The organism is Synechococcus sp. JA-3-3Ab, assembly GCF_000013205.1.
GTDB lineage: Bacteria > Cyanobacteriota > Cyanobacteriia > Thermostichales > Thermostichaceae > Thermostichus.
This window is the reverse complement of sequence record NC_007775.1, coordinates 2,064,849-2,088,572: the sequence shown is the minus strand read 5'-3', so window position 1 is coordinate 2,088,572 and position 23,724 is coordinate 2,064,849. Positions and strand designations below refer to the sequence as shown.

23 protein-coding genes are annotated in these 23,724 nt (G+C 60.9%); 16 read left to right on the top strand and 7 right to left on the bottom strand.

Features of this window, described 5'->3' with window-relative positions:
- Positions 1–261: 261 nt before the first annotated feature.
- From CYA_RS09755 to tnpA, 4 genes are all read right to left on the bottom strand, one after another.
- Positions 262–1,122 carry a bestrophin family protein gene (locus tag CYA_RS09755; protein WP_228375270.1) on the bottom strand — a complete coding sequence of 287 codons (861 nt, stop codon included), beginning with the start codon at positions 1,120–1,122 and terminating at the stop codon, positions 262–264.
- A gap of 193 nt (positions 1,123–1,315) precedes the next feature.
- Complete coding sequence (locus CYA_RS09750) at positions 1,316–2,149, bottom strand: anti-sigma factor domain-containing protein (protein WP_011430880.1); 834 nt, start codon at positions 2,147–2,149, stop codon at positions 1,316–1,318.
- Between the two features lie 238 nt (positions 2,150–2,387).
- Positions 2,388–2,666 carry a twin-arginine translocase TatA/TatE family subunit gene (tatA, locus tag CYA_RS09745; protein ID WP_011430879.1) on the bottom strand — a complete coding sequence of 93 codons (279 nt, stop codon included), beginning with the start codon at positions 2,664–2,666 and terminating at the stop codon, positions 2,388–2,390.
- A 223-nt stretch (positions 2,667–2,889) separates the two neighbouring features.
- Entirely contained in the window at positions 2,890–3,366 is a 477-nt protein-coding gene (gene tnpA / locus CYA_RS09740; RefSeq protein ID WP_011430878.1) for an IS200/IS605 family transposase, read from the bottom strand.
- Here tnpA and CYA_RS09735 point away from each other — a divergent pair.
- The 3 genes from CYA_RS09735 (at position 3,322) to CYA_RS09725 (ending at position 8,402) form a co-directional block, all read left to right on the top strand.
- Positions 3,322–4,593 (top strand): RNA-guided endonuclease InsQ/TnpB family protein, encoded by a 1,272-nt coding sequence (locus CYA_RS09735; protein ID WP_011430877.1) that lies wholly within the window; start codon positions 3,322–3,324, stop codon positions 4,591–4,593. The two genes, tnpA and CYA_RS09735, sit on opposite strands and share 45 nt — an antisense overlap.
- Positions 4,594–4,673: 80 nt before the next feature.
- Positions 4,674–6,986, top strand: a complete 2,313-nt coding sequence (gene glgB, locus CYA_RS09730; RefSeq protein WP_011430876.1) for a 1,4-alpha-glucan branching protein GlgB — start codon at positions 4,674–4,676, stop codon at positions 6,984–6,986.
- Positions 6,987–7,010: 24 nt separating this feature from the next.
- A complete protein-coding gene (locus CYA_RS09725; RefSeq protein WP_011430875.1) occupies positions 7,011–8,402 on the top strand; it encodes a TldD/PmbA family protein in 1,392 nt (463 codons plus the stop codon).
- A 38-nt stretch (positions 8,403–8,440) separates the two neighbouring features.
- Here the strand turns inward: CYA_RS09725 and CYA_RS09720 are convergent, their stop codons facing one another.
- Entirely contained in the window at positions 8,441–9,748 is a 1,308-nt protein-coding gene (locus tag CYA_RS09720; protein WP_228375268.1) for a class I SAM-dependent methyltransferase, read from the bottom strand.
- Between the two features lie 99 nt (positions 9,749–9,847).
- On the bottom strand, positions 9,848–11,230 hold the full coding sequence (gene lpdA, locus CYA_RS09715) for a dihydrolipoyl dehydrogenase (RefSeq protein ID WP_011430873.1): 1,383 nt from the start codon (positions 11,228–11,230) through the stop codon (positions 9,848–9,850).
- Between the two features lie 144 nt (positions 11,231–11,374).
- On the opposite strand from lpdA, the gene CYA_RS09710 reads away from it, so the two are divergent.
- The 13 genes from CYA_RS09710 to CYA_RS09650 all read left to right on the top strand — a co-directional run bounded on the left by CYA_RS09710 (position 11,375) and on the right by CYA_RS09650 (position 22,674).
- Positions 11,375–12,151 carry an HAD family hydrolase gene (locus tag CYA_RS09710; protein WP_011430872.1) on the top strand — a complete coding sequence of 259 codons (777 nt, stop codon included), beginning with the start codon at positions 11,375–11,377 and terminating at the stop codon, positions 12,149–12,151.
- Positions 12,148–12,996 carry a M28 family peptidase gene (locus CYA_RS09705; RefSeq protein WP_011430871.1) on the top strand — a complete coding sequence of 283 codons (849 nt, stop codon included), beginning with the start codon at positions 12,148–12,150 and terminating at the stop codon, positions 12,994–12,996. Before CYA_RS09710 ends, CYA_RS09705 begins: the two co-directional genes overlap by 4 nt.
- A gap of 276 nt (positions 12,997–13,272) precedes the next feature.
- Positions 13,273–14,034, top strand: a complete 762-nt coding sequence (locus CYA_RS09700; RefSeq protein ID WP_011430870.1) for a ChaB family protein — start codon at positions 13,273–13,275, stop codon at positions 14,032–14,034.
- 121 nt (positions 14,035–14,155) lie between these two features.
- Positions 14,156–15,088, top strand: coding sequence for a DnaJ C-terminal domain-containing protein (locus CYA_RS09695; protein WP_011430869.1), 933 nt, complete (start codon positions 14,156–14,158; stop codon positions 15,086–15,088).
- Positions 15,085–15,366 carry a chaperone modulator CbpM gene (locus tag CYA_RS09690; RefSeq protein ID WP_011430868.1) on the top strand — a complete coding sequence of 94 codons (282 nt, stop codon included), beginning with the start codon at positions 15,085–15,087 and terminating at the stop codon, positions 15,364–15,366. The genes CYA_RS09695 and CYA_RS09690 overlap by 4 nt, the downstream gene beginning before the upstream one ends.
- Before the next feature lie 52 nt (positions 15,367–15,418).
- A complete protein-coding gene (locus tag CYA_RS09685; RefSeq protein ID WP_011430867.1) occupies positions 15,419–16,168 on the top strand; it encodes a photosystem reaction center subunit H in 750 nt (249 codons plus the stop codon).
- 157 nt (positions 16,169–16,325) lie between these two features.
- Positions 16,326–16,733, top strand: a complete 408-nt coding sequence (rplU, locus tag CYA_RS09680) for a 50S ribosomal protein L21 (RefSeq protein WP_011430866.1) — start codon at positions 16,326–16,328, stop codon at positions 16,731–16,733.
- 60 nt (positions 16,734–16,793) lie between these two features.
- Positions 16,794–17,063, top strand: a complete 270-nt coding sequence (gene rpmA, locus CYA_RS09675; RefSeq protein WP_011430865.1) for a 50S ribosomal protein L27 — start codon at positions 16,794–16,796, stop codon at positions 17,061–17,063.
- A gap of 126 nt (positions 17,064–17,189) precedes the next feature.
- Complete coding sequence (locus tag CYA_RS09670; RefSeq protein ID WP_011430864.1) at positions 17,190–18,683, top strand: cellulose synthase; 1,494 nt, start codon at positions 17,190–17,192, stop codon at positions 18,681–18,683.
- Between the two features lie 258 nt (positions 18,684–18,941).
- Positions 18,942–20,708 carry an MBL fold metallo-hydrolase gene (locus tag CYA_RS09665; protein WP_011430863.1) on the top strand — a complete coding sequence of 589 codons (1,767 nt, stop codon included), beginning with the start codon at positions 18,942–18,944 and terminating at the stop codon, positions 20,706–20,708.
- 59 nt (positions 20,709–20,767) lie between these two features.
- Positions 20,768–21,511 (top strand): ABC transporter ATP-binding protein, encoded by a 744-nt coding sequence (locus CYA_RS09660; RefSeq protein ID WP_011430862.1) that lies wholly within the window; start codon positions 20,768–20,770, stop codon positions 21,509–21,511.
- A gap of 87 nt (positions 21,512–21,598) precedes the next feature.
- A complete protein-coding gene (locus CYA_RS09655; protein ID WP_011430861.1) occupies positions 21,599–22,183 on the top strand; it encodes a TIGR04376 family protein in 585 nt (194 codons plus the stop codon).
- 197 nt (positions 22,184–22,380) lie between these two features.
- Positions 22,381–22,674: a PipX family protein gene (locus tag CYA_RS09650; protein WP_011430860.1), complete on the top strand. Its 294-nt coding sequence runs from the start codon at positions 22,381–22,383 to the stop codon at positions 22,672–22,674.
- A 1-nt stretch (position 22,675) separates the two neighbouring features.
- Here the strand turns inward: CYA_RS09650 and pheS are convergent, their stop codons facing one another.
- Positions 22,676–23,677 (bottom strand): phenylalanine--tRNA ligase subunit alpha, encoded by a 1,002-nt coding sequence (gene pheS, locus CYA_RS09645; RefSeq protein WP_011430859.1) that lies wholly within the window; start codon positions 23,675–23,677, stop codon positions 22,676–22,678.
- Between the last annotated feature and the right edge of the window lie 47 nt (positions 23,678–23,724).

Below are 23,724 nucleotides of genomic sequence, written 5' to 3'. Positions count from 1 at the left end.
TCCGGTCGAGATCCTACGCCTTTGTTCAAGGTATCATTCCTGGCGCCGAGGTGGGATCCCTTGTCGTCCAGATCCCAGAAAGTTGCCCAGGCCAATCTCCCCACCCAACAATTCTGGGGAGAAGCGGGATCCCTCTGGCACAGAAGAAGCCTAAAAGTACGGCTGTCGGCTGCGTAGCCGGTGTTACTGGAAAAATTTAAAAAGCCGGACTACCTTCCCCAGGGAAACCTAAGCTTGTTTATGAGATAACCCATGGTTGTTCTAGGCAGACTGGATCAAATCAGCGATATTCTGCTTCATCCTACTGCAAATCACATCAAGGGGCAGGTCGTTCGGATCCCGTCCAAAGGGGTTCTCAATTTCAATGCCGATCTCCTCGACGCCAAACAGCATAAAGGCCAGCAGCCCGACAATGGGGCCGGTCATCCAGCCCAATCCCTCCACCATCTGAAAAGGCAAAGACAAACAATACAGCAGCAACAACTGCTTCAAATGTAAGGCGTAGGCCATGGGCGTTGGGGTCATGAGAATGCGCTCGCAGGCGCCCAGGACATCGACCATGTTATTGAGCCGCTCCACCATGATCGTTAGCTGATAGACTTCAACGCGGCCTTTTTGGTATTGGCGCTGTAGGTAGTCTCCAATCCAAAAGGCAATTTGCAAGGAGGGATGGTTGAGGTTTTTAAGACGTTGCAACTGCTCTGGGCTGAGGAGGGTCTGAAGCTCATCTGGCAAAAATTCTTGGCGCAGATGTTGCTTCATGGCGATGGCAAAAGCAGGCAGGAGATAGAGGATTTTGATTTTTTCTTCCCGATCGTCTGGCTGCTTCTCTTCAATGGCTACCCAAATCAAGCGGGCTAAGTTGCGCACGTTGCTCACCCCGCATCCCCAAGCTTTTCGCCCCTCCCAAAACCGCTCGTAGGCAGTGTTTGTCCGAAACACCAGCATCAAGCCAAAAACGATGTTGGGCACGAACGCCACCAACGAGGACAGCGCTATGGGCAACCCCAGCTTGTAGAGAACGGAAACCAGCACTCCCAGGAGACCACAGATGAGGGTGCGAGGCAGCACTGCCGGCACAACCGATCCGTGCAACTGCAGGGCCAAGCGAAACCAACGCAACCCATTTCCCGATAGATACTGGCGAATCCTGGTGTGGCGTCGGCAAGCCTGCCCCCTGATCCTACTACCGTCATGGCAACGGTTGTTGACCGAAACCTTGGCGGCGCAGGCCCCCCTCTTCCCCGCCGTATACGGGGGGATGAATCCCTTGACCTGACGGGGCAACTTCCAGGGTCTCAGGAGTCATTTCAAGCTAGTTTAAGAGGTTCTCTTTGCTCTCCTCAGGTTGAGAGGCAGGGATCCAGAAGTTGCTCTGCAGCAGAGGGGCGCCAGTGGGGGATTCGCTCCCGCCTGCCGGTTCGAGGGTAATCCAAAGGCGGGTCGGCTGCTGTGAATGGGTGGGCTGGCTGAGCCATTGCAGGGATCCCTCGGCGTTGACGGTGAAGGTGCCGGCGCTTTCCAGGCGCTGCCCAGCCGACTCCAGCCACAGTTGGTAGGTGGTTCCCGGGGGGGCAGGGGGCATTTCTGAAGCCAAGAGCAACACCTGCTTGGCGCGGGGCGACCAGAGAGCTTGTACCAACAGGGGGTTGCGGAAGCTGGGGTCGCGCAGAAGGGTTCGCCGTACCTGCGGTTGTCGTTGCCACTCCTGATAGAGCCGTTGAATGGCTACCGACTCCCCCTGCCAGCGCAGCCGCCAGTAGGCCGCTGTTATGGCCACTGCGTAGATCCCTAACCCTACTAAGCTGCCCCAGAGGAGGCGCCGCGGCCACCAAGGAGGTGCGACCCGGATGGAGGCAGGGGCGGGCAACCAGCTCCAGCGCCGCAAGCGTTCTTGGGCTTGAAAGGCCGTCAACTCGTAAAGCCACAGGGCCACCGAGCGATCCCGCTGCAGGTCAAAGGCCTCCGCATGTTTCCAGCAGAACTCAAACACCTGGCGCACCACCTCTTCGGCCTGGTGAGGCTGCTTGAGAGTGGACAGCGCGATCTCCAGCAGGCGCTTTTGGTAGCGATCCTTAAGTAAAAAGTGGCTGCGGCGATCCCGCAGTTGGATCTGGCGCATCAGCTCGAAATCGGTCGGCTCCGCCATAGCCCCCCATCTGCTGCGCCTGTCCAGCCCGGCTTTGGGTCAAGCGGTAGCGCCAGGCCGGTAGCTTTTTCAAAAATATACATCAGCCCTGGATCCAGCTCACCGGCAAGCCGACTTCATTTTGTTGCGGCTGGTGCAGATGCCGGCCGTGCAACTTGCGGTATCCGCTTTTACTCGCACCTATCTCCTACAAAACGAGGAGCCGACCCAAGACACCATTTTTTCAGTGCAGATGCCCTCAGGCGGCATCTTTCTCGACCACCTTCTCCGCTTCTACCTTCAGGGACTCCGTCCCGCTGACGCGATCGGCACCGGCGGTGGGCTCGTCATCGCTGCTGGGGTTGTTCATCTCTTGCTTGAAGCTGCGCAACGCTTTGCCGAAGGCGCTGCCCAACTCCGGCAGCTTCTTGGGGCCGAACACGACCACTGCAATTATCCCAATCACGGCCAGCTCTGGCAGGCCCATGCCGAAGATGCTCACGGCCAGGATAGGTTCGCTCGACAGCAGGATAGCCATAAGTCCCCAAAACCCCAAAAATAGAACAAGCCAACCAACCTCGCTGGCAAGGAGGGGAATTATCCCCTCCCAACTCTAGCAGGTTTTCCCGGGGGCAGAAAGGTTTGGCTGCTACTGCCATGGCTCTGGAATCCATGAGAACCTCCGGGGTACTCCCTCCACAGCGCAGCTTGGCGGGCTGGAGGATAGGCGGTGAGACGAAGGGGTTCAATGCCCCTGAGTCTCACAATCTGGGCGTTGCCTGCTGCTCGACATACTTCTTCAACTCCTCAACGGTGACCCCACCACAAGAGGCAACAAAATAGGTCCCTGTCCAAAATACAGGCTTGCTGTAGAACCGTGCCACCTCTGTGGCGAACTCTTTGCGAATCAACCGGCTGGAGACTGTTTTCAGGTTGTTCACCAGCTTCGAGACCTGAACATCCGGCGGAAAACTCACCAACAGATGCACATGATCCGCCTCACCGTTGAACTCCACCAAGGAACTGCGCCACTTTTGGCAGGTCGCTCGAAATATATCTTCCAGCCTCTGCAACATTGGAGCAGTTATCACCCGACGACGGTACTTTGTCACCAGCACCAAGTGGATTTGTAGGCTGTAAACAGAACGATGGCTTATGTTGTAGCTCATTGCGCTAAATGCTAGAACCGTCTCATGATTATCACCCACGAGTACCGGATCCTGCCCAGCGACGACCAAGCCGCTCTGATGACCGAGTGGCTGGAATTGTTGCGGCGGCAGTGGAACGACGCTCTGGGGCAGAGACTGGATTGGCTGACCGCAACCCGTTGCCCAATTGACCGCTGCAGTCTTGTCTCTTGTCCGTTGCCTGTGTCAGAAGCTCCGCTGGAGCCGAATTATTATCGGCAGGCGGGATCCCTCAAACAAATCAAGCAACTGTTCCCGGCCTACCGGGGCATTTACGCCGAGGTGCTGCAGCAAAACTTGATGCGGCTGGACAAGGCGTGGAAAGCGTGGCGGGAGCCGGATAGCACAGGCAAGCGGCGGGGGCGGCCTCGCTTCAAAAAAGCGGGGGAGTTGAGATCCTTCACATTCCCCCGCATCAATTGCCCCAAGGCGGGAGCGCATCTGGAAGGGGAGACTCTGCGGCTGAGCAAGATTGGCTCGATGCCTGTGGTGCTGCACCGCCCCTTGCCGGAGGGGTTTGTGCCCAAAACCTGCACAGTGGTGCGCAAGGCCGATGGGTGGTATGTCTGCATCAGCTTGGAAGACAAAAGCGTTCCTCTCCCAGAGCCTGTGCCGATCAAAAAGGCGGTGGGCATTGATGTGGGATTGGATAGGTTTCTCACCACCAGCGATGGGGAGGTGGTGCCTATCCCGCGGCACTACCGCCAAGCTCAAAAGCACTTGGCTCGACAGCAGCGGCAACTGAGCCGCAAAGTGAAGGGATCCGCCAACTGGAAGAGACAAGCCACGAAAGTTGCTTGTTTGCAGTTGCACGTTGCCCGACAACGCAAAGCGTTCCACTACCAAGTGGCGCACTGGCTGGTGGGGCAATACGACCTGTTGGTGGTGGAGGATCTCAACGTCCGAGGGCTGGCACGAACTCGGTTGGCTAAATCGATTTTGGATGCGGCTTGGGGACGATTTCTTGACATTCTGACAGCAGTGGCGGTCAAACGCGGCAAACAGGTGTTGAGAGTGGCTCCCCGTGGTACGTCCCAAAATTGTTGTGTTTGTGAGGAGCGTGTTCCCAAGGCCTTGTCGGAACGGGTGCATGATTGCCCCCGTTGCGGGTCGTGGGACAGAGACTTGAACGCTGCTATCGAGATTTTGAAGCGAGGACTCAGGGCGGTGGGACTGCCGCTCTCTGGCTGTGGAGGATCCTGGTTTACCAGTCCGTTGAAGCAGCAACTCCGGGAAGTGATTCTCGGAAGCTCCCGTCTACAGCCCGTCAGGGCTTAGCGGGAGAGGATGTCACGAGCTGCCAAAAGCGGCAGCCGACGACCGCTAGACTGAGATTGTTGCTTTGTTGAAGCTTGCCGATGGGCTTTCTCCTGTCTGCCGAACAAGTGCTTCAGTTCGTCACCAACCAGTGGCAGGATCCCTATGCTGTTTTGGGGCCGCAGCAGATAGAGCAGGGGGAGACGTCCTTCTGGCTGGTGCGGGCCCTGGTGCCCAATGCCAAACAGGTTTGGTTGGTAGAACGCGCCACTGGGCAGGCCTACCCCATGCAGCCGCTGCATCCAGAAACGTTGTTTGAGCTGTGCTTTGCGCCTGGCACGCCGGTTCCAGACTACTTTCTGCGGGCGCAGCGGGTCTGGGATCCGGAGGGCCAGCACTTGGAAGAGTGGGAGGATCCCTATCGCTTTCCCCTGGAGAAGGTCAACCACATCGGCGAGCTGGATCGCTACCTCTTCAACGAGGGCAACCACCACCGCATCTACGAGAAGTTGGGCGCTCATCCCATCAGCGTAGATGGGGTTCAGGGAGTCCACTTTGCCGTCTGGGCTCCCAACGCCCGCAATGTCAGTGTCATTGGCGACTTCAACCACTGGGATGGCCGCCAACACCAGATGAAGCGGCTGGGCGAAAGCGGCATCTGGGCGGTGTTCATCCCTGGTGTTGGGCCAGGAGCCGTCTACAAGTACGAGGTGAAAACTGCCTGGGGGGATATCTACGAAAAGTCAGATCCCTATGGCTTTCAGCAGGAGGTGCGACCCAAAACCGGCTCAATTGTAGCCGACCTCCACACCTATACCTGGCACGACCAGGAGTGGCTGGAAAAGCGGGCTGCCACCGACCCCCTGCGCTCGCCCATCTCGGTGTACGAGGTGCATTTGGGATCCTGGATGCACGCTTCCACGGAAGACCCCCCCGCTGATGGGCACCTGGTGCCGGTGGAGCAAAAGCCCAACACCCGCTTTCTTACCTACCGGGAGCTGGCGGACAAATTGATCCCCTATGTCAAGGAGCTGGGCTTTACCCACATCGAGCTCTTACCCGTGGCCGAGCACCCCTTCGACGGCTCCTGGGGCTACCAGGTTATTGGCTACTACGCGGTAACCTCCCGCTACGGCTCGCCCCAAGACTTCATGTACTTTGTCGATCGCGCCCACCAGGAAGGGATCGGCGTCATTGTCGATTGGGTGCCGGGGCATTTCCCCAAAGATGGGCATGGGCTGGCCTTTTTTGACGGTACCCACCTCTACGAATATGCCGACCCCCGCAAGGGCGAGCACAAGGGCTGGGGCACTTTGGTTTTCAACTACGGCCGCAACGAGGTGCGCAACTATCTAATAGCCAATGCCCTCTTTTGGTTTGACAAATACCACATCGACGGCCTTCGGGTGGATGCGGTGGCCTCAATGCTCTATCTGGACTACGACCGCAAAGAATGGATCCCCAACTGCTACGGCGGGCGAGAACACCTGGAGGCCATCGACTTTTTTCGCCAGCTCAACACCCTTATTTTCAAGTACTACCCTGGCGTTCTTTCCATTGCCGAGGAATCCACTGCCTGGCCAATGGTAACCTGGCCAACCCATGTGGGTGGTCTGGGCTTTAACCTCAAGTGGAACATGGGCTGGATGCACGACATGCTGAATTATTTTCGCATGGATCCCTGGTTCCGCCAGTTCCATCACAACCTAGTGACTTTCAGCCTCATGTATGCCTTCAGTGAAAATTACATGCTGGCTTTTTCCCACGATGAGGTAGTGCACGGCAAAAGCCACATGCTGGGCAAAATGCCAGGAGATCTGTGGCACAAGTTCGCCAGCTTGCGGGCTCTCTACGGCTACATGTTCACTCACCCTGGCAAGAAAACCCTGTTCATGAGCATGGAGTTTGGCCAGTGGAACGAGTGGAATGTTTGGGCAGATCTAGACTGGGAGCTGCTGCAGTATGAGCCCCACGCCAAGCTGCGCCACTACGTAGCCACTCTCAACCAGCTGCTGCGCTCGCAACCGGCTCTCTACACCCAAGACACCAAGCCAGAAGGCTTCCGCTGGATTGACTGCAGCGACCATCGGGGCATTATCTCCTTTATCCGATATGGGGAGGATCCCAGGGAGTGGCTAGTGGTAGTCTGTAACTTTACGCCGGTGGTTTGGCCGAATTACCGCATTGGCGTGCCGCAGCGAGGGTTTTACCGGGAACTGCTCAACAGCGACGCGGTAGAGTTCTGGGGCAGCGGGGTTGGCAACCTAGGGGGCAAGTGGACGGATGACTGGCCCTACCACAACCTGCCCTACTCGCTTGAGCTCTGCCTGCCCCCTCTTTCAACCTTGGTGCTGAAGTGGCAGCCGCCCCAGCTGGCGGAGGATTCAGGCGAAAACAAAGCTATGCTGGAGTGAGTACGGCCTTCCCGCCTCATTGCCATGCGAGATCTGCTGCGCGACATCCTTCGAGACTATTCTGGCTTTGTGGAACTGCGCTACCACAGCAAAGTCTTTCGCAGTGTCACGGCGGAAAAGGGGCGCATTGAGCGCACAGCGGTTCGACGGCGCTCAGGTGTGGGGGTGCGGGTGCTAGAAGCCGGCACCTGGGGCTTTGCCGCCACCGGGGATCTCTCACCCGCAGCCATTCGCAAGGCCATTTCCGAGGCCCAGCAAGCGGCCCGCGCCAGCGCCGACTGCCGCAGGCAGAAGCTGAAGGCTTTGCCCAGCGTATCCCTGGCCCAGGGGGAGTTCTGCGAGCCCGGCGTGGAGGAGGTGGTCAACAAACCCCTGGAGGCCAAGATCCAGTTGGCTCTGGAAGCAGAAGCCCAGGCGCGCAAGTCTTCCGCCCGCATCACCTCCGCCAGTTGCACTTACAACGAGATCTACGAGGAAAAAGCCATTGTTACTACGGATGGGGCGGATGTGGCCTTCCGGCTGGTGCGCCCTGAGCTGCGGATCCAGGCGGTGGCCGAGGCGGATGGCCAACTAAGCAGCGGTACTGAGTCCATTGGCGTGACGGGGGGGTGGAATTGCCTTTTTCGGGCGGATCCCTTGCAGATGGCGGAGAAGGCGGCTGCCACAGCCGTCGATCTCCTCTCTGCAGGCTATGCTGAGGGGGGATGGGCCACGGTCATCCTCTCCCCTTCCATCGTGGGACTGCTGGTGCATGAAGCCATTGGCCACACGGTCGAGGCCGATTTCGTCCTCGCGGGCTCGGTGGCGGCTGGCAAGCTAGGGCAGCGGGTGGCCAGCGAACTGGTTACTCTCAAGGACTCTGGCCGTTCTGAATTTATGCCGGGGGCAGGGGGAACGCTGCCCGTGGACGATGAAGGTGTTCCCACTCAAACCACTACCATCATCCAGAATGGCATCCTGGTGAGCTACCTGCACAACCGGGAGACTGCCGCCCACTTCGGTGTCGAGCCCACCGGCAATGCCCGCGCCTGGGAGTACGCCGACGAGCCACTCATCCGCATGCGCAACACCTATCTCGAGCCGGGATCCCAGACATTGGAGGAGATCATCGCCAGCACTCCCGACGGCTACTTCCTGGATGGGGCCAGAAACGGGCAAGCGGACTCCACGGGCGAGTTCATGTTTGGCGTGGAGCGGGCCTACCGCATTCGCAATGGCAAGCTGGCGGAGCTATTGCGGGGAGTCACCATCACTGGCAATGCCTTTGAGGTGTTGCAGTCGGTGGATGCTGTGTCGCGAGATTTCCTTTGGGATCTCGGATCCGGCCACTGTGGCAAGGGCCAGCCAGCCAAGGTGGATGCCGGCGGGCCCTACATTCGCTGCCGCGCCATTGTGGGTGGCCGCCAGCCTGCTTAGCCCTCACCCCCAGCCCCTCTCCCAAAGGGAGAGGGGAGTTAGGGAGCAACTCTTAGAACCAGGCGGTCGGCTTCCCACTGCTGGAAGAGGCGGAGGACGTGGCCGGCTCTCTCGCGATGGTCGGCCAAGATCTCGGCGCCGGAACGAGCTTGCTTGGCCAATGGCAGCAGCAGCTCCACCACCTGGTAGCGGCTAGAAGCGATCATCTTGCCCGGGATGCGGGCGATGGGCCAGAAGATGTCCATCTTTTGGGTCACGATCTGGGCCGGATCCACTTTGCCCAGCAGATCCGAAAAGGGGATGGTTTGATCCCAGTAGCGCACTTTGCCGTGCTGGACAAAGAGGGGGTTGAGCTGCCAACGGGAGCTTTGGAAAAACTCAGGGGTAAAAGGATCCCAACTGGCCACCTTTTTGCCCTGATGGCAGCACCAAAAGAGATTTTGCGTGTGGTAAAGAGGCTCCAGATACTCGATAACTCGTAGCTGGTCGAGGCGAGAAAGGGCCTCGTAGCGGCGATGGAACTCGGTGTGAGTAGCAGCAATTAAAGGCTTGGCGTTCCAGTAGTCCAAGTAGGGGGCTACATCGATAAACTCCAAGCCCGCCTGGGCCAGAAGGTCGGGGATTGCGCCGATGTCAAAAGGAATGTCGTTGGCGTGGAAGAAGTTGTCGACGATGTTCTCGTCTGCTAGGTAGTATTCCTCATGGGCCTTGGCGTGCTTGGCCAAAAGGGAGTTGGGATGAGCTGCCTTCAGCAGTTGCCGCACAAATTCGATCTTTTCCCGGGTGGCCGGTGGAGTAATCCCCAGCAGCTCCAAAGCACGGCGAATGCGGTAGACATGCCAACGGCCTGAGCGGTTGTAGAGCATCAGGGCCATTACCCCGTCGGGAGCCAGGCGCGAGGCCAAGTTCTTTAGGGCCTTGACGGGATCGGCGGTGTGGTGGATTACCCCGTAGGAGCTGATCATGTCGAAGCTTCCCTCCGGCCAGGTGGAGGGATCCATGAGATCGCCGTAGTGCACCGAGCAGTTGCGCAGGCCGTGGTACTTGATCCGCTTCTGGGCAATCTCTAGGGCCGGGCGACTGAGGTCGATCCCGACCACGGCGCCATAGCCGGGGTTGCTGGCGGCAATGCCGTGCACCTCCCAGCCGGTGCCACACCCGGCCACCAAAAACCTGGCGCCCGTCGGCTCTTGTAAGGTGCGGGTGCGGGCATATTGGGCCAACGTATAGCTGCCCAGGCTGGAGAAGCCCTCAAAGGGTTGGTCGTAAGGCACAGGCGGGTAGGGAAACGCCTCGTACTGGGCCTGCACTGCCTGGGTGATCTCCGCTTCGCTTGCCAAAGGCACGTCCTCCCACCTCTTCCCCCCTATCCTAAGAGTCTTTGTAGATTCTTAGACCGGTTTTGGCCGTCAAGTCGGCCCGTGTCGGTCGGCAGCAGGGCAGGGCTAGGCCGCCGTCAAACTGTGGGCAGCTCGCCGGTAGGCCTCCTCCAGCGTCTCTGCCAAGGTGGGGTGAACATGCACCAGGCGGGCCAGCTCTTGCACCGTGGCGCGGCGGGCGATGGCCTGGGCTGCCTCGTGGATGAGATCGGCGGCATGCGGCCCAAAAATGTGGGATCCCAGCAAGAGGCCCGTCTCTTTATCAAAGACCAGCTTCACCATGCCCTCAGTCTCGCCAGCAGCAATGGCCTTGGAGTTGCCGCCAAAGTAGGTGCGCACCGTGCCTACGCTATAGCCCTCGGCTTTGGCCTGCGGCTCGGTTAGCCCCACAAAGCCCATCTCCGGATGGGTGAACACCGCCGCCGGGATGCTCAGGTAATCCATGTAGGCAGGGCGGCCACAGATGTTTTCCACCGCCACCCGCCCCTGCGCTGCCGCCGCGTGGGCCAGCATCATCTTGCCCGTCACATCCCCAATGGCCCACAGGTGGGGCAATTCGGTGGCCATGCGGCTATCCACCGGCACAAAGCCGCGCTTGTCCGTAACAACCCCCAGCTCCGCCAGGCCCAGCCCTTCTGAGACCGGGATCCGCCCAGCGGCCACCAGGCAGCCATCCACCTGCAGCGTCTCCCCGTTGGAGAGGTGGATCGTCACCGGCTGGCCGGGGATCACCTGCTTGGCCAGCACGCCCACATAGGTCTGGATCTGGCGGGGTTTAATCAGCACCCGCTGGGCCAGGCGGGCAATGTCGGGGTCAAAGGCCGGCATCAGGGTCTCCAGCGCCTCGATGAGAATAACTTGGGATCCCAGCGCCGTGTAGACGTCGGCAAATTCCTGGCCGATGTAGCCGCTGCCGATGATGGCCAGCCGCTCCGGGATCCACTCCAACCGCACCGCCTCGTCGCTGGTAAACACGGTGCGGCCATCCACCTGGATCCCCGGCGGCACAAAGGGTCGAGAACCCGTGGCCAGGATCACATCCCGCGCCGTGTAGGTCTGGGATCCCTTCTCTTCCTGGACTTCGACCGTTTGTGGCCCCGCCAGCCCGCCCCGCCCCCGCAGGATTGTTACCCCCAGCTTCTCTAGGGAGCGGGTCATGTCGGTGCGGATCTTCTCCACCACCTGGGCAGCGTGGGCAGCAATGGCTCCTCGGTCGGCCTGGACGGATCCCACTTGGATGCCCAGCTCAGGGGTGTGTTGCAGTTCCCGCAGGCGTCCGGAGGCGGCCAGGAGAGCTTTGGAGGGGATGCAGCCGCGGTTGATACAGGTGCCGCCCATTTCCGCACCTTCGACGATGGCGGTTTTGAGGCCGGATTCGACGGCATGCAGCGCCGCGCCATGGCCGCCGACGCCAGCACCGATGATGATCAAGTCAAAATCAAAGCTCATGGCGAGACTTGGATAACCGGTGCCTCATTTTCTCATCTTGTTGGCCTTCCCAGGAACCTGGCTGAGAGCATCCAAACCATGAGGTAGCATAGGGTCGCTTGCCCAGTTGACAAGAGGCTGGCGGGGTGGGAACGGGGGATGCGCATGGAACTGCAGGCGTTCATTTTTGATGTGGATGGCACGCTGGCGGATACGGAGCGGGATGGGCACCGCGTGGCTTTCAACGCCGCCTTTGCCGAGGCAGGGTTGGACTGGCACTGGTCGGTGGAGCTCTACGGCCAGCTCCTGGCCATCACCGGCGGCAAAGAGCGCATTCGCCACTTCGTCCAGACCTGCCAGCCGCCCCTGCCTGCCGGCGAAGACCTGACCAGTCTAATAGCCCGGCTGCACCAGGCCAAGACCCGCCACTACACAGCTCTGTTGGCCCAAGGAGGGATCCCTTTGCGCCCCGGCGTCAAGCGCCTCTTACAGGAAGCCAGAGCCGCCGGGATCCGCCTGGCCATCGCCACCACCACCACGCCCGAAAACGTGACGGCCCTTCTGGAGCACACCCTGCCAGAAAGCCTGAGCTGGTTTGAGGTGATCGCTGCCGGCGATATTGTCCCCGCCAAAAAGCCAGCCCCCGACATCTACTGCTACACGCTGGAACAGATGGGGCTGCGCCCCCAGGAGTGCCTGGCCTTTGAGGACTCGGAGAACGGGCTGCGCTCGGCCCAGCAGGCGGGCGTCCCAGCCGTGGTGACAGTAAACAACTATACGCGGGAGCAAGACTTTTCGGGAGCGGCTTTGGTGTTGGATCACCTAGGGGAGCCTGGGCTGCCGTTTCAGGTGTTGGCGGGAAGGGCGGGATCCCACAGCCACTTTACTCTGGAGCTGGCTCGCCAAGTCCACGCTCAAGCCCTCGCCGGACAAGAAAAGTGACCCGAGAGCCCAATCTGCAACAGCGCCTCCGGGAGCACCTGCAGCAAGTAGCTCAGCCCCGCGATCCCGACTGGTCGCCTTTGGGCCACCGGCAGGTGGAGCAGTATGTCCAAAAACAGCTTTCCGAGTGCGGCCCGGTGGAGCCCTTCCCCTTTGAGGCCAATGGCTGCCAGCACCGCAACTGGATCTTGAAATTGCCGGGATCCCAGCCTGGCCGCAGGCCCATTTTAATCGGGGCCCACTTCGACGCCGCGCCTGCTACCCCCGGCGCCGACGACAACGCCAGCGGCGTGGCGGTGTTGCTGGAGTTGGCCCGCCATTTTGCCGCCGAGCCCGCCCCTTCCCCCCTGTGGCTAGTGGCCTTCGACCTAGAAGAGCGGGGCCTGCTAGGGAGCAAAGCCTACGCCCGCTTTCTCAGACAACAGCGCCAACCCCTGCGGCTGATGCTCTCTCTGGAGATGCTGGGCTACCGGGATCCCACGCCCGGATCCCAGCGCTACCCCGCCGGCCTGGAGCGGCTCTACCCCGACCGGGGAGATTACATCGGTCTCATTGGCAACTGGCCCGCCCTGGGGGATCTGCTTAGGCTGCAGCGCGGTTTTCAGCAGGTGGGGATCCCGTGTTGCTGGCTGCCAGCCGGCCAGCGGGGTTTGTTCCTGCCGGTTACCCGCCTCAGCGACCACTCCCCCTTTTGGGATGCGGGCTACCCTGCGGCTATGGTGACCGACACCGCCTTTTTGCGCAACCCCCACTACCACAAGCTGAGCGACACCCTCGAGACCCTAGATCTTGCCTTTTTGAGTGGGGTCTGCCGCGGCTTGAGGCAGGGTCTTGGATCCCTCTAGGCCGTGAGATCCCTCGATTCCCAACTCCCCTCTCCCTCTGGGAGAGGGGCTGGGGGTGAGGGTGCCTCTGGGAGAGGGGCTGGGGGTGAAGGCCAGCGGCGCGGGGCGCTTGGGCAGGCCTCCTCAGTACGGAGATCGCTCCAGGAGTTTCGCGATCCCTCGACTCCCGCTTGGGCGACAGAGGGAGATAATAGGCGGCATAGGCAAAGAGGGGAAAAGTTTGCCAAAAAACCTCCCTTAGCCTTTTGGGTCAAAACTTTCACAGGAGCCTTTTTCATGAATACCTTCGCCCAAGCCCCCAAAAAGTGCGTCTCTGCCGTTTTCAAAGAAGAAGCCAAAGTCCAAGAGTGCATCCAGCGCCTGCTCAACCGCGGTATCCCCAACGACCGCATCTCCATCATTGGCCGCAACTTTCAAACGGAAGCCAAAATTAGTGGCTTTATCACTCGCAAAGATGTGGTTCTCGATGGCTTGACCAGCGGCGCCATCTACGGATCCCTGTTTGGATCGCTGCTGGGGCTCCTCACGGGGGTAGGGGTGCTGTTTATTCCCTTTTTGGGGGCGGTGGTGGCCGCCGGGCCACTAGGAGCGGCGCTGCTGGGGGCAACCGGTGGCGCTCTCTACGGGGCGCTGGGAGCGGGGCTGGGATCCGCCCTCATTGCCCTGGGCATGCCACAGGAGAAGGCCGCCATCTACCAGACGCGGGTGCAGGCGGGCGAATTCCTGTTGGTGGTGCAGGTGCCGGAGGAAAAAGCGGGCGAAATCTACTTGCTGCTGCAAAGTGCCGGCGGCGAAGAGGTGGCCACTGCCGACTTGAACTTGCCCAGCGAGCCAGAGGGATCCCTGACTCCCGAAACCATCTCCCCCGAGATCCGCGCCGATCTCTCAGAAGAAGCCCAGCAAACCTTTGTGGAAGCCTACAACCAGGCCAAGGCAGAGGGCAGCCCGGTCACCCAGGCGCTGCTCAAGGCTTGGGAAAAGGTCAAACAAGTTTTCACAAGAGACGACAAGGGGATTTTCTCCAGGCGCAAACCCTAGGGGAGTGCTCTCAGGGGCAAGGACAGAGCTAAGTGTTTCTCCCTCGCTCTGGGTTTTCCGATTGCACCTCTAGCCTGAAGGTATCCTAAAAGCCTTAACCTGATTTCGTAGGGGTGAGCTTATGGCTGCGAGCGATTTCAAGGACTACTACCAGATCCTGGGCGTCAGCCGAGATGCCTCTTTAGAGGAGATCAAGCGCGCCTATCGCAAGCTGGCTCGCCAGTATCACCCCGACGTCAACCCCGGCAACAAGGCGGCCGAGGAGCGCTTCAAGCAGATCAACGAAGCCTACGAGGTGCTCTCGGATCCCGACAAGCGGCGGCGCTACGACCAGTTTGGCCAGTACTGGCAACGGGTGGGCAGCGGCGCGGCGGCGGGGCCGGGCATGGAGGGATTTGCCCAGTACGCCAGCTTCGAGGACTTCATCAACGAGCTGCTGGGCCGCATGGGATCCCGCCGCGGCGGCTTCCAGGGCTTCACCACGGGGTTTGGGCCGTTTGTCTCGGTGGATCTGCCAGGGCAAGACGTAGAAGCCACGCTGGGCCTCACCTGGGCAGAGGCCTTCCACGGCACCCAAAAGCGGCTGAGCGTGGATGGCGAAACCCTCACCATCCGCATTCCTCCCGGCGCCAAACCGGGCAGCCGCATCCGCGTCAAGGGTAAAGGCCAATATAGCCCCTTTGGCGGGCCGAGGGGGGATCTCTACCTCACCCTGGAGCTGCCCCCGCACCCCTTCTTCCGCTTCGACGGCGACAACCTGCTCTGCGAGCTGCCCATCACCCCTGACGAGGCGGTTTTGGGCGGCACAGCGGAAGTCCCCACCCCCACCGGTCGGGTGCAACTGAAGATCCCCGCCGGCGTCGATAGCGGCCAGACCCTGCGGCTGCGCGGCCAGGGCTGGCGGGATCCCCAAGGGCAGCGGGGCGACCTGCTGGTGCGGCTGAAGGTTGTCACGCCCAAATCCCTCTCCCCCACTGAGCGGGATCTCTACGAGAAGCTGCGGCAAAATCGGAGCTGGGATCCCCGCGCCTACTTGCAGGAGGTGAGGCTATGAGCTTGGCCATTGTGCGGGTAGAAGAACGGCTCTACACCTTTGAGCAGGCCAGTGAAGTAGCCGGGATCCCGACCCACCTGCTGGAGTGGCTGCTGTTGCAGGGGCTGGTGGAAGCGCAAAGCAGCTACCTCACCCCCCAACAACTGCGGCGCCTGCTGCAGATGATCCGCCTGCATCGGGACTTGGGCCTCAACTGGGTTGGGGCGGCCATGGTTTTGGATATGGCCCAGGAAATTGCCCGCCTCAGGGCGCAGCTACACTACTACCGCGGAGGCTAAGCAGCCCAAGCCTCCATCTCCCTTAAATCCCGCAAGTCAGGAGAACTTCTCTATGGAACAAGTCGTCCGACGTAGCCAAGTGGTGGGCCTGCTGGCCCTGGATAGCAGCACTGCCACGGCCCTGGGCACTGTCGAAGAAATCTGGGTCGATGGACAAGGGCGGGTCTGCTACTTCACCAGCCAGCAGGGCTACACCCCCCTGGAGCAAATCTCTCTCATCGGGCCGGACGCGCTGCTGACCTACTCCACCGTCTTCGCCACTCCGGCAACGCCGCTTAGCTCCCTCTACCGGCGAACCGTGCGTATTGGGGATCAGCCGGTGGGCTGGATCGAGGATTTTCTCTTCGATTGGGAAACCGGAACGATTGCCGCCTACATCCTGGGGGGCAGCATCGCCGAGCCCTGGGGAGGGCGCGCCGTCCTGTTGCCGGAGGATGTAGAGGCCATCGACGTAGATGCCGTGGTGGTCAAGGAAGATGCGCCGCAGCGCCTCAAATCAGAAACTGAGGGCCTAAAGAACTTTTGGAGCGAAAAGTCTCGCCAAGTCAAGCAGCTCATCCAGCGCATGGGGGATCGCCTCAAATCCCTGGTCGGCCCCCAGGATCCGCCGGAGGTGGTGCGCGTCAAGGTCAAGCAAGTGCGGGACGAGCTGGCCAAAGGGGGCAAGTTCGACCTCTCCCTGCTCGATGAGGCGGCAGAGTTTTTGCAGCAAAAATGGACAACCTGGCAGCAGCGCCTTAGCCGCGCCGCCCAGCGCATGCAAGCTGCCCTCCAGGCCGCCTGGGAAAAGCTGACCGAATGATGCTCCAACTCCCCTCTCCCAAAGGGAGAGGGGATGGGGGTGAGGGAATAGCCCTAGCTGACAGAGGGCAGGTTTTTCCGCTAGGATTAAAAATCGCTGTCAATGCTCGGATCAGGTTGCAAGACCCCTAGGGGCACCTGTACGGCAAGGAAAAGGCATGACCTACGCAATTGTGGAAACCAGTGGCAAGCAGCTTTGGGTAGAGCCAGGGCGCTTTTACGACGTCGATCGCCTGCCCGGCACAGAGGAAAACAGCCCCTTGGCCCTGTCCCAGGTGTTGTTAATCAACCACGAGGGACAGGTGACGCTAGGGCATCCGTATGTTCCCGAGGCAGTGGTCAGGGCACGGGTCTTGCAGCACCGCCGCGGCAACAAAATCATCGTCTACAAGATGAGGCCGAAGAAGGGAACCCGCAAAAAGAGAGGACACCGGCAGCCGCTCACCCGCGTGCTGATCGAGTCCATCGAACTCAACGGCACAACCCTGGCCACGGCCCAGTCTGCTCCGCCATCCACTTCTGAGGCGACCACTGACACCACAGGGATCCCAGCGGCGGAGGAATAGATCCTAAACTCCAGGATCCCAACTTATCTTTGGCGACGACACAGTTGCAGAGGAGGCGTTATGGCTCACAAGAAAGGAACCGGCAGTACCCGCAACGGTCGCGACTCCAATGCCAAGCGGCTGGGGGTGAAGTGCTTTGGCGGCGAGCTGGTGCACCCTGGCTACATTTTGGTGAGACAGCGGGGCACCAAGTTTCATCCAGGGGTGAACGTGCGCCGCGGCGGCGACGACACCTTGTTTGCGGTGGCCACCGGCATTGTTACCTTTGAGCGCTACGGCAAGTGGCGGAAAAAGGTGAGCGTCTACCCGGTTGAGGCGGCTGCCCAATAGGCAGTGAGCTTCCCGTTCTGGCTGGGCAACTGGGCAAGACAGCTCAACTGGTTCCATTCCTCAGCCTGCAGCTGGGCAAAGGGGGGATCCTGGCTTGGCCCAATCCCAATCCTGTGTGGAGCGCCTGTGAGATCCAGGGCTGTGCAGGTGTACTTGTTTCGGGGAGTGGGGTTGCTCCACCTTATCGCTGGGGTGGCGTACCTCTACTGGCGCATCAGCGAGGGGCTGACCGGTCTGGGATCCCTTCTGTTTTGGGGGGCAGAGCTGTACGTTTGGCTGGCGGCGGTGGGCTTTATCCTCAGCCGCTATCCCCAGGTGCCGCAGGAGGGGGTGCCCGCGCCCGAGGTGCTGCGGCGGGCGTTTTTTCAACTGCCGCGGGTGGACGTGCTGGTGCTGCGCCAGCGGGATTCCGTGGAAGCGACCCGGCAGACGGTGCTCTCGGCCCTGCGCCTGGATTACCCCTGGGAGCGGCTGTTTGTCCATATTGTGGATCGGGTGGAAGATGCGGAGATGGCTAAAGTGGCGCGGGCCATCCCCTGCGAGTACTGGTCTTGCCCAAGCCCCACGACCGATCCCCTAGCCTACATGCTGGGATCCGGCCAGCTCCAGGGAGAATATCTGCTCCTGCTGCATCCCGGCCATTTTGTCGAGCCGGATTTTTTGTGGCAGACGTTGCCCCTGTTTTACGACTTTCCGGAGCGGGCCCCGATTGCCAATGCCACCGGCTTTGTGCAGGCAACGCTGCGCACCCTGGGCCAGCCCAGGGCGGTTCACCCGCTGCAGCAGCTTTTGGCGGTGGGATCCCAGGGCTACCAGGCGGCGCCGCTGCTGGGATCTGGCTGTCTCATTCGGCGGGCAGCTTTGGAGGGGATCCCGCAAATCGACATTCGCCGCCCTGTGCAGTTGGGGTGTCAGATGCACTGCCGCGGCTGGCAGTCCCACCTAGTGCGCCCAGCCCAGGTCACTGGCATTTTGTTGCCGTTGCGCAACCGCCGCGTCGCTCTGCTGGCGGTGTTTTCTGCCCTGCGGGAAAACCCCTTCTGGAGCAAGCCCACCACGCAGCAGCAGCGCTTTCAGTACCTGTGGCTGGCCCTCTGGGCTGCGGGCGGGGTGGCGGAGCTGGCCTATTTAGCGGTGCCCATCCTCTTTCTCTGCACAGGCTGGATGCCGGTGCCGGCCTTTGATAGAGTCTTCTTTGCCTGGTTTCTTCCCTACGCCCTGCTGGGGCGCCTCACCTGGCTGTTGGCTTTTCCCCCGTCGCTGTGGGGAGCGGCGTGGCAGTCGGAGCGGCAGACGGGCAGCCAGTTTTTCCAGTCCATCCAGGCGCTGGTGCAGGCGGTGCGGGGGGTGCCCCCCTACCCCGAACAGCCGTCCCAGCTTGCCCTCGGCCCGCAGGCGCTGGCTATTGTGCTGACGTTGTTGGCCATGGGGGTGGGATCCCTGCGCTTTGCCGGCAACTGGGATCCAACCTGGCCAGAGCTGCTGTTTGGCCTAGTCTGGGCCTTCTACAACCTGATGGTTCTAACGGTGCGCCCGGACGATCACGATTTTGCCGGCTTTGCCTTGCGTAGCCACAACCCGGCAGCGGAAGAAACAACAGATGCGCTCTCCAACTCCTAGGGCTGCCAAGCCAGGCACACGGCAAAGCCAAATCCCCCTATTATTCCGCTGTTGCATGGAGAGCATAGAGAAAATGGCCGGCTGCCCCGGCGGAAGTGGTCAACAGCTATGCTGGAAGAAGGATAGGATAGCTAGATCGGCAGAGGTTGCCCCTGCCTTTCCGGGAGGTGTACGGAGGGGGAGGGGCGATCCCTGGCCGAGCCGCCCTTGTGGTTTGCAGGATTGAGCGTGGTCTTCTAGCTTAAAAACAACACATCTGTGGAGTCAGAAAGACCCCCCCTTCGACTGTTTCCCCTGGGCACGGATCCCCGCCGGCAGGGCTGTGCCTACTGGCTGGAGATGGGATCCCACCGCTTGCTCCTCGATTGCGGTTTGCCTGCTTCCTCCCTCTTCAAGGCCCTGCCAGGGATCCCGGATGCGGTGATCTGCAGCCATGCTCACTTTGACCACCTGCAGGGGCTGCCCGCCTTTTATCGTCGCTACCCGCAGGTGCCTATCTATGCCACTCCCCTGACCGCCCACTTGGCGGGCGGCCTGTGGGAGCGGGGCGTTTGGCCGGGCTACGACCGGGAAATTCGCTTTCCTCCCTTTCGGGCACTGCCCTTTGGCCAGGCACGAGAGATCCTGCCCCATCTGATGCTCACCTTTTTCACAGCCGGGCACCTGCCGGGAGCAGCGGCAACCCTGCTGCAAAATACCCAGACCACTCCGGCCCAAACCTGCGTCTACACCGGCGACTGTTCCCTGGCCTCAACCCGCTTTGCCCCCGGCTTGGATCTCACCGCTTTGCGCCATTGGCAGCCGGACGTGCTGCTCATCGAAGCCTCGCTGGGATCCACTCGCCATCCGCCCCGTCGCCATCTGGAAAACCGCCTGGTGGAGCGCCTGCTTGGCGCCTTGGCTGCAGGCCAGACGGTGCTGTTCCCGCTGCCAGTGCTAGGGTTGGGCCAGGAGTTGATTTTCCTCCTCAAAGCTCACCACCGCTTTACCCAAGCTTCCCAGGAGCTGACGGTGTGGGTGGCGCCAGGCCTAGCTGCAGGCTGCAACCTCTACGAACGCTTGCTCCCCTACCTGCCGGAGCCGGTGCGCAATTTCGCCACCTATCAGCCCTTGTTCTGGGAAGACCGCCTGCAGCCGCGGGTGCAGCCCCTCACGGAGGCGGATCCCCTGCCCCAGGGCCTGTTGCTGTGCGATGCCGATGCCGGGCCTGAAGCCTGGGATCCCATCTGGTCGCGCTTGCTGGCCCAGCCGCAGCGCTCCTGTCTGCTGGTGCGGCTGCCGGAAGTGGAGCTGGCCACCCCCTTTGACCAATGGCCAGCGCCGCTGCGCTCCCGCATCGGAGTGGAGTGGCTGGCCTGGCACAGCCACAACGACGTTGGGCATCTGACCCAGATCGTCCACACCTTTCGCCCCCAACATGTGGTCTTGGTGCACGCCAGCCCCCAGCAGGCGCAGGATCTGGCGGATCTGCCGGAGCTGTGCAACCGTTACCATGTCCACTGCCCCCAACCCGGCCATTGGTTGGAGCTGCCTGACGGCCGCCTGCAAACCCAAGTCAAGCCGTCAGAATTTCCCAGGGATCCCGCCTTGCGCTACGAGGGGGAGGTGGAAGAGATCTGGCAGGAACAGGGCTCGCCCCGCGCCTTGGCCGGCGTACAGGTACGGCTGCCCCCTCAGATTGCCCAGGATCCCCGCTGGGCCGCCTGGGCTGAGACTGGCTTGGTGGAGGCCCGCTGGCAGGGATCCGAACTGGTGTTGCGCGGCCTTTCGCCGCGGGAGCTGATCCGCCCGGCAGGGGCCGCCCCCGCACCAGCAGGAATCGTGCCGCGTCCAAAACAGCCTTCTGCCTCCACCGATAACGGTGGCAGAAAGTGCCAGAACTGCCGCTTTGCCCGCCAGATCTTAACCTCACAAGCCCAAGCCTTTCGCTGCGACCAAGAGCGCTCCCCCCTCTACCGCCTCCGGGTGGATCCGCAAGGAAGCTGTCCCTACCATCAGCCGCTGGAAATCCGCTCTTCCGGTTAGTCAGCCCCCGAAGCCCCAGCAGCCCAAAGGCTAGAATGGGGCCAGTCGCGGTACCCACCATGCTTGAGCAACAACCCTGGGCAGATCGTCGCCAGGGGCTGGTCGGATCCCTGGAGCGCCCTACCACACCCCACCTGCCCGTGGTGCAAATGGTCGGGGTGAACAAAGTCTACCCACTGCCGGAAGGCAGCTTTCAGGCCCTCTACGATATCGACTTGGCGATCGAGGCAGGGGAGTATTGCGCCATCATGGGGCCCTCTGGCTCCGGCAAGTCCACCCTGATGAACCTCATGGGCTGCCTGGATCGGCCCAGCTCAGGGCGCTACTGGCTGGACGGCGTGGAAGTCTCTACTCTGACGGATCGGGAGCTGGCCCGGATTCGCAACCAAAAGATTGGCTTTGTCTTCCAGCAGTTTCACCTCCTGCCCCTCTTGACGGCTCTGGAGAACGTGATGCTGCCCCTGGCCTACGCCGGGATCCCGGAGCCAGAGCAACGCCGGCGGGCCAAGCAAGCTTTAGAACAAGTGGGCTTGGGGAGCAAGCTGCACCAGCGCCCGGCTCAACTCTCCGGCGGCCAGCAGCAGCGGGTGGCCATCGCCCGTGCCATCGTCAACCGGCCACAACTGTTGTTGGCTGACGAGCCTACAGGAGCCCTGGACAGCCGCACCGGCCAGGAAGTGCTCAACCTCTTTGCCGAGCTGCACCGCCAGGGCATTACCCTTGTCGTGGTTACCCATGACCTGGAAGTGGCCCAGGCCGCCCAGCGCATCATCCGCGTTGCCGATGGGCATTTGCTGGTCTAGGCTGCGATCCAACGGGGGCCTATCGGGAACGAGCCGGCTTGCGCTAGCCTAAACGCAACTGAGCGCTCGGCCAGTGAGGATCGGCCCATGAAATTGATCGAAGATATCATCCGATTTTTGGAGACCCGCCTAGAGGAATTCCTCAAAGCCCACCCAGAGATCGAGTTGCAAGCCCTCGACGAGCAGTTGCGCCAGCAGGAAGAAGAAACTCGACGGCTGCGGCAGGAAAGCTTGGCCCAGAAGCAAGCCCTGAGCGAAGCTCTCGCCAAGCTGGGCGAGGAGATCAAGACCTGGCACTTTCGCATCGAAAAAGCCGAGCGGGCCAACCGCCCCGACCTGGCCGAAGGGGCGCGTCGACGGGAAGCCGAGCTTTTGGAGAAAGGAAGCCGGTTGTTCAACCAAGGGAAGGCTCTGGAGGAGAAAATCCAGCAACTGGAAGCTCTGCTGCCGCAAATTGCCCGGCGCCGCCAAGAGGTGAAAACCAAGCTGCAAGAAGTCAAGGCCGCCCAAGCCAAAACTGCCGCCGAGCCGGCTTGGGGCTTCAGCCCCTGGGGAAAACCGTTTGAGGAAGATAAGTTGGAGGAGGAATTTCGCCGGCTGGAGATGCGGCTAGAGGTAGAGAAGGAATTGCATGACATGAAGAAAAAGGTGGGGGAACAGCAGCGGCGGTAGCAGCCTGGCCTGTGTCTAAAAAAACTCTGTTAACCTCGAATCCAGTTGCAACAGCCGAACCAAAATCAAGCTGGGTGGAACCTACGATTTGCGCTCTCGGTCTCAAGAGCCGGAGCGAAATCGTTTCGGCAACTTTCTCGGCCACCGAACGAGAAGGAAAGCCCCTCTTCTCCACCAAGAGTGGTACGCTATTGGGCATGAATGAGCTCTATCTAAATCACCCTACATTTGGTTTGCTCTACGGCCTGTGTCGGGTTAACGAAGGTGAGGCCATCTTCACCACCCTTTATGCCCAACGGCTGTTTTTTCGGGTCTACTTCAAGCCCCCCGCTGACGACGACCCCTCTGCTGTGGAAGAATTGGTCTTTGATCCGATTAGCCGCAACGAAGCCCGCCAAGTTCTCGAAGAGCAGATGCGCTTGCTGCGCCGCGCCAATCGCAAAGACGAGCTGGAACATCTGCAGTTGGTTTACAAACGCACCTTCTCTTGACCTAAAATTGCGACAAAAAGCGCAGGTCGCTGCTGTAGAACAGGCGGATATCTTGAATGCCATGTAAGAGCATGGCCACCCGCTCAACGCCGATCCCTGCCGCAAAGCCGGTGTAGCGCTCCGGGTCATAGCCGACCGCCTGAAATACATTGGGATCCACCATGCCGCAGCCAAAAATTTCCAGCCACTTGGAGCCAAAACGCACATCCATCTCGGCAGAAGGCTCCGTGAACGGAAAATAGCTGGGCCGGAAGCGGGTTTCTCGCTGGCCCAACAGGCGAGTGACAAACTCCTTGAGGGTGCCCTTCAGGTCGCAAAAGGTGAGGTTCTGGCCCACCGCCAAGATTTCCATTTGGTGAAACACAGCCGAGTGGGTGGCATCGACACTGTCGCGGCGCATCACTCGCCCGGCATGCACAATGCGCAGGGGCGGCTGGTGTTGCTCCATATAACGCACCTGCACCGAAGAGGTTTGGGTGCGCATCAGATAGCCCTTTTCCAAATAGAGGGTATCCTGCATGTCCCGCGCCGGGTGGTCGGCGGGGGTGTTGAGGGCCTCGAAGTTGTAGTACTCTGTCTCGATCTCCGGGCCGTGGACCACCGTGTAGCCCATCCCCACAAAGATATCGAGCATGCGGTCGATGGTGGCCTGCAAAGGGTGAATCCGCCCTAGAGGCCGGCGCGGCCCCGGCATAGTGACGTCCAGCCGCTCCGCCTCCAGGCGAGCCTGGAGCTGAGCTTCGGCCAGGGCCCGTTTGCGCTCATCCAGCCTAGATTGCAGGGCCTCTTTGAAGGTGTTGGCCAAAGCGCCAATGGCAGGCCGTTCTTCCGGGGGCAGCTTCCCCATGCCCCCCAAGATCTTGGAGAGCTTCCCCTTCTTGCCCAGATAGTCGATGCGGATCTGCTCCAAGGCGTCCAGATCGGCGGCCTGCGCCACCTGGGCAAGCGCCTCACCTTGGAGGGTGAGAAGCTGTTGGCGAAGCGTGTCTCGTTCGTCTTGCATGGGGAAAGTTCATTCGCACATTCGCGTCAGCGTTGCCGAGCAGCCGG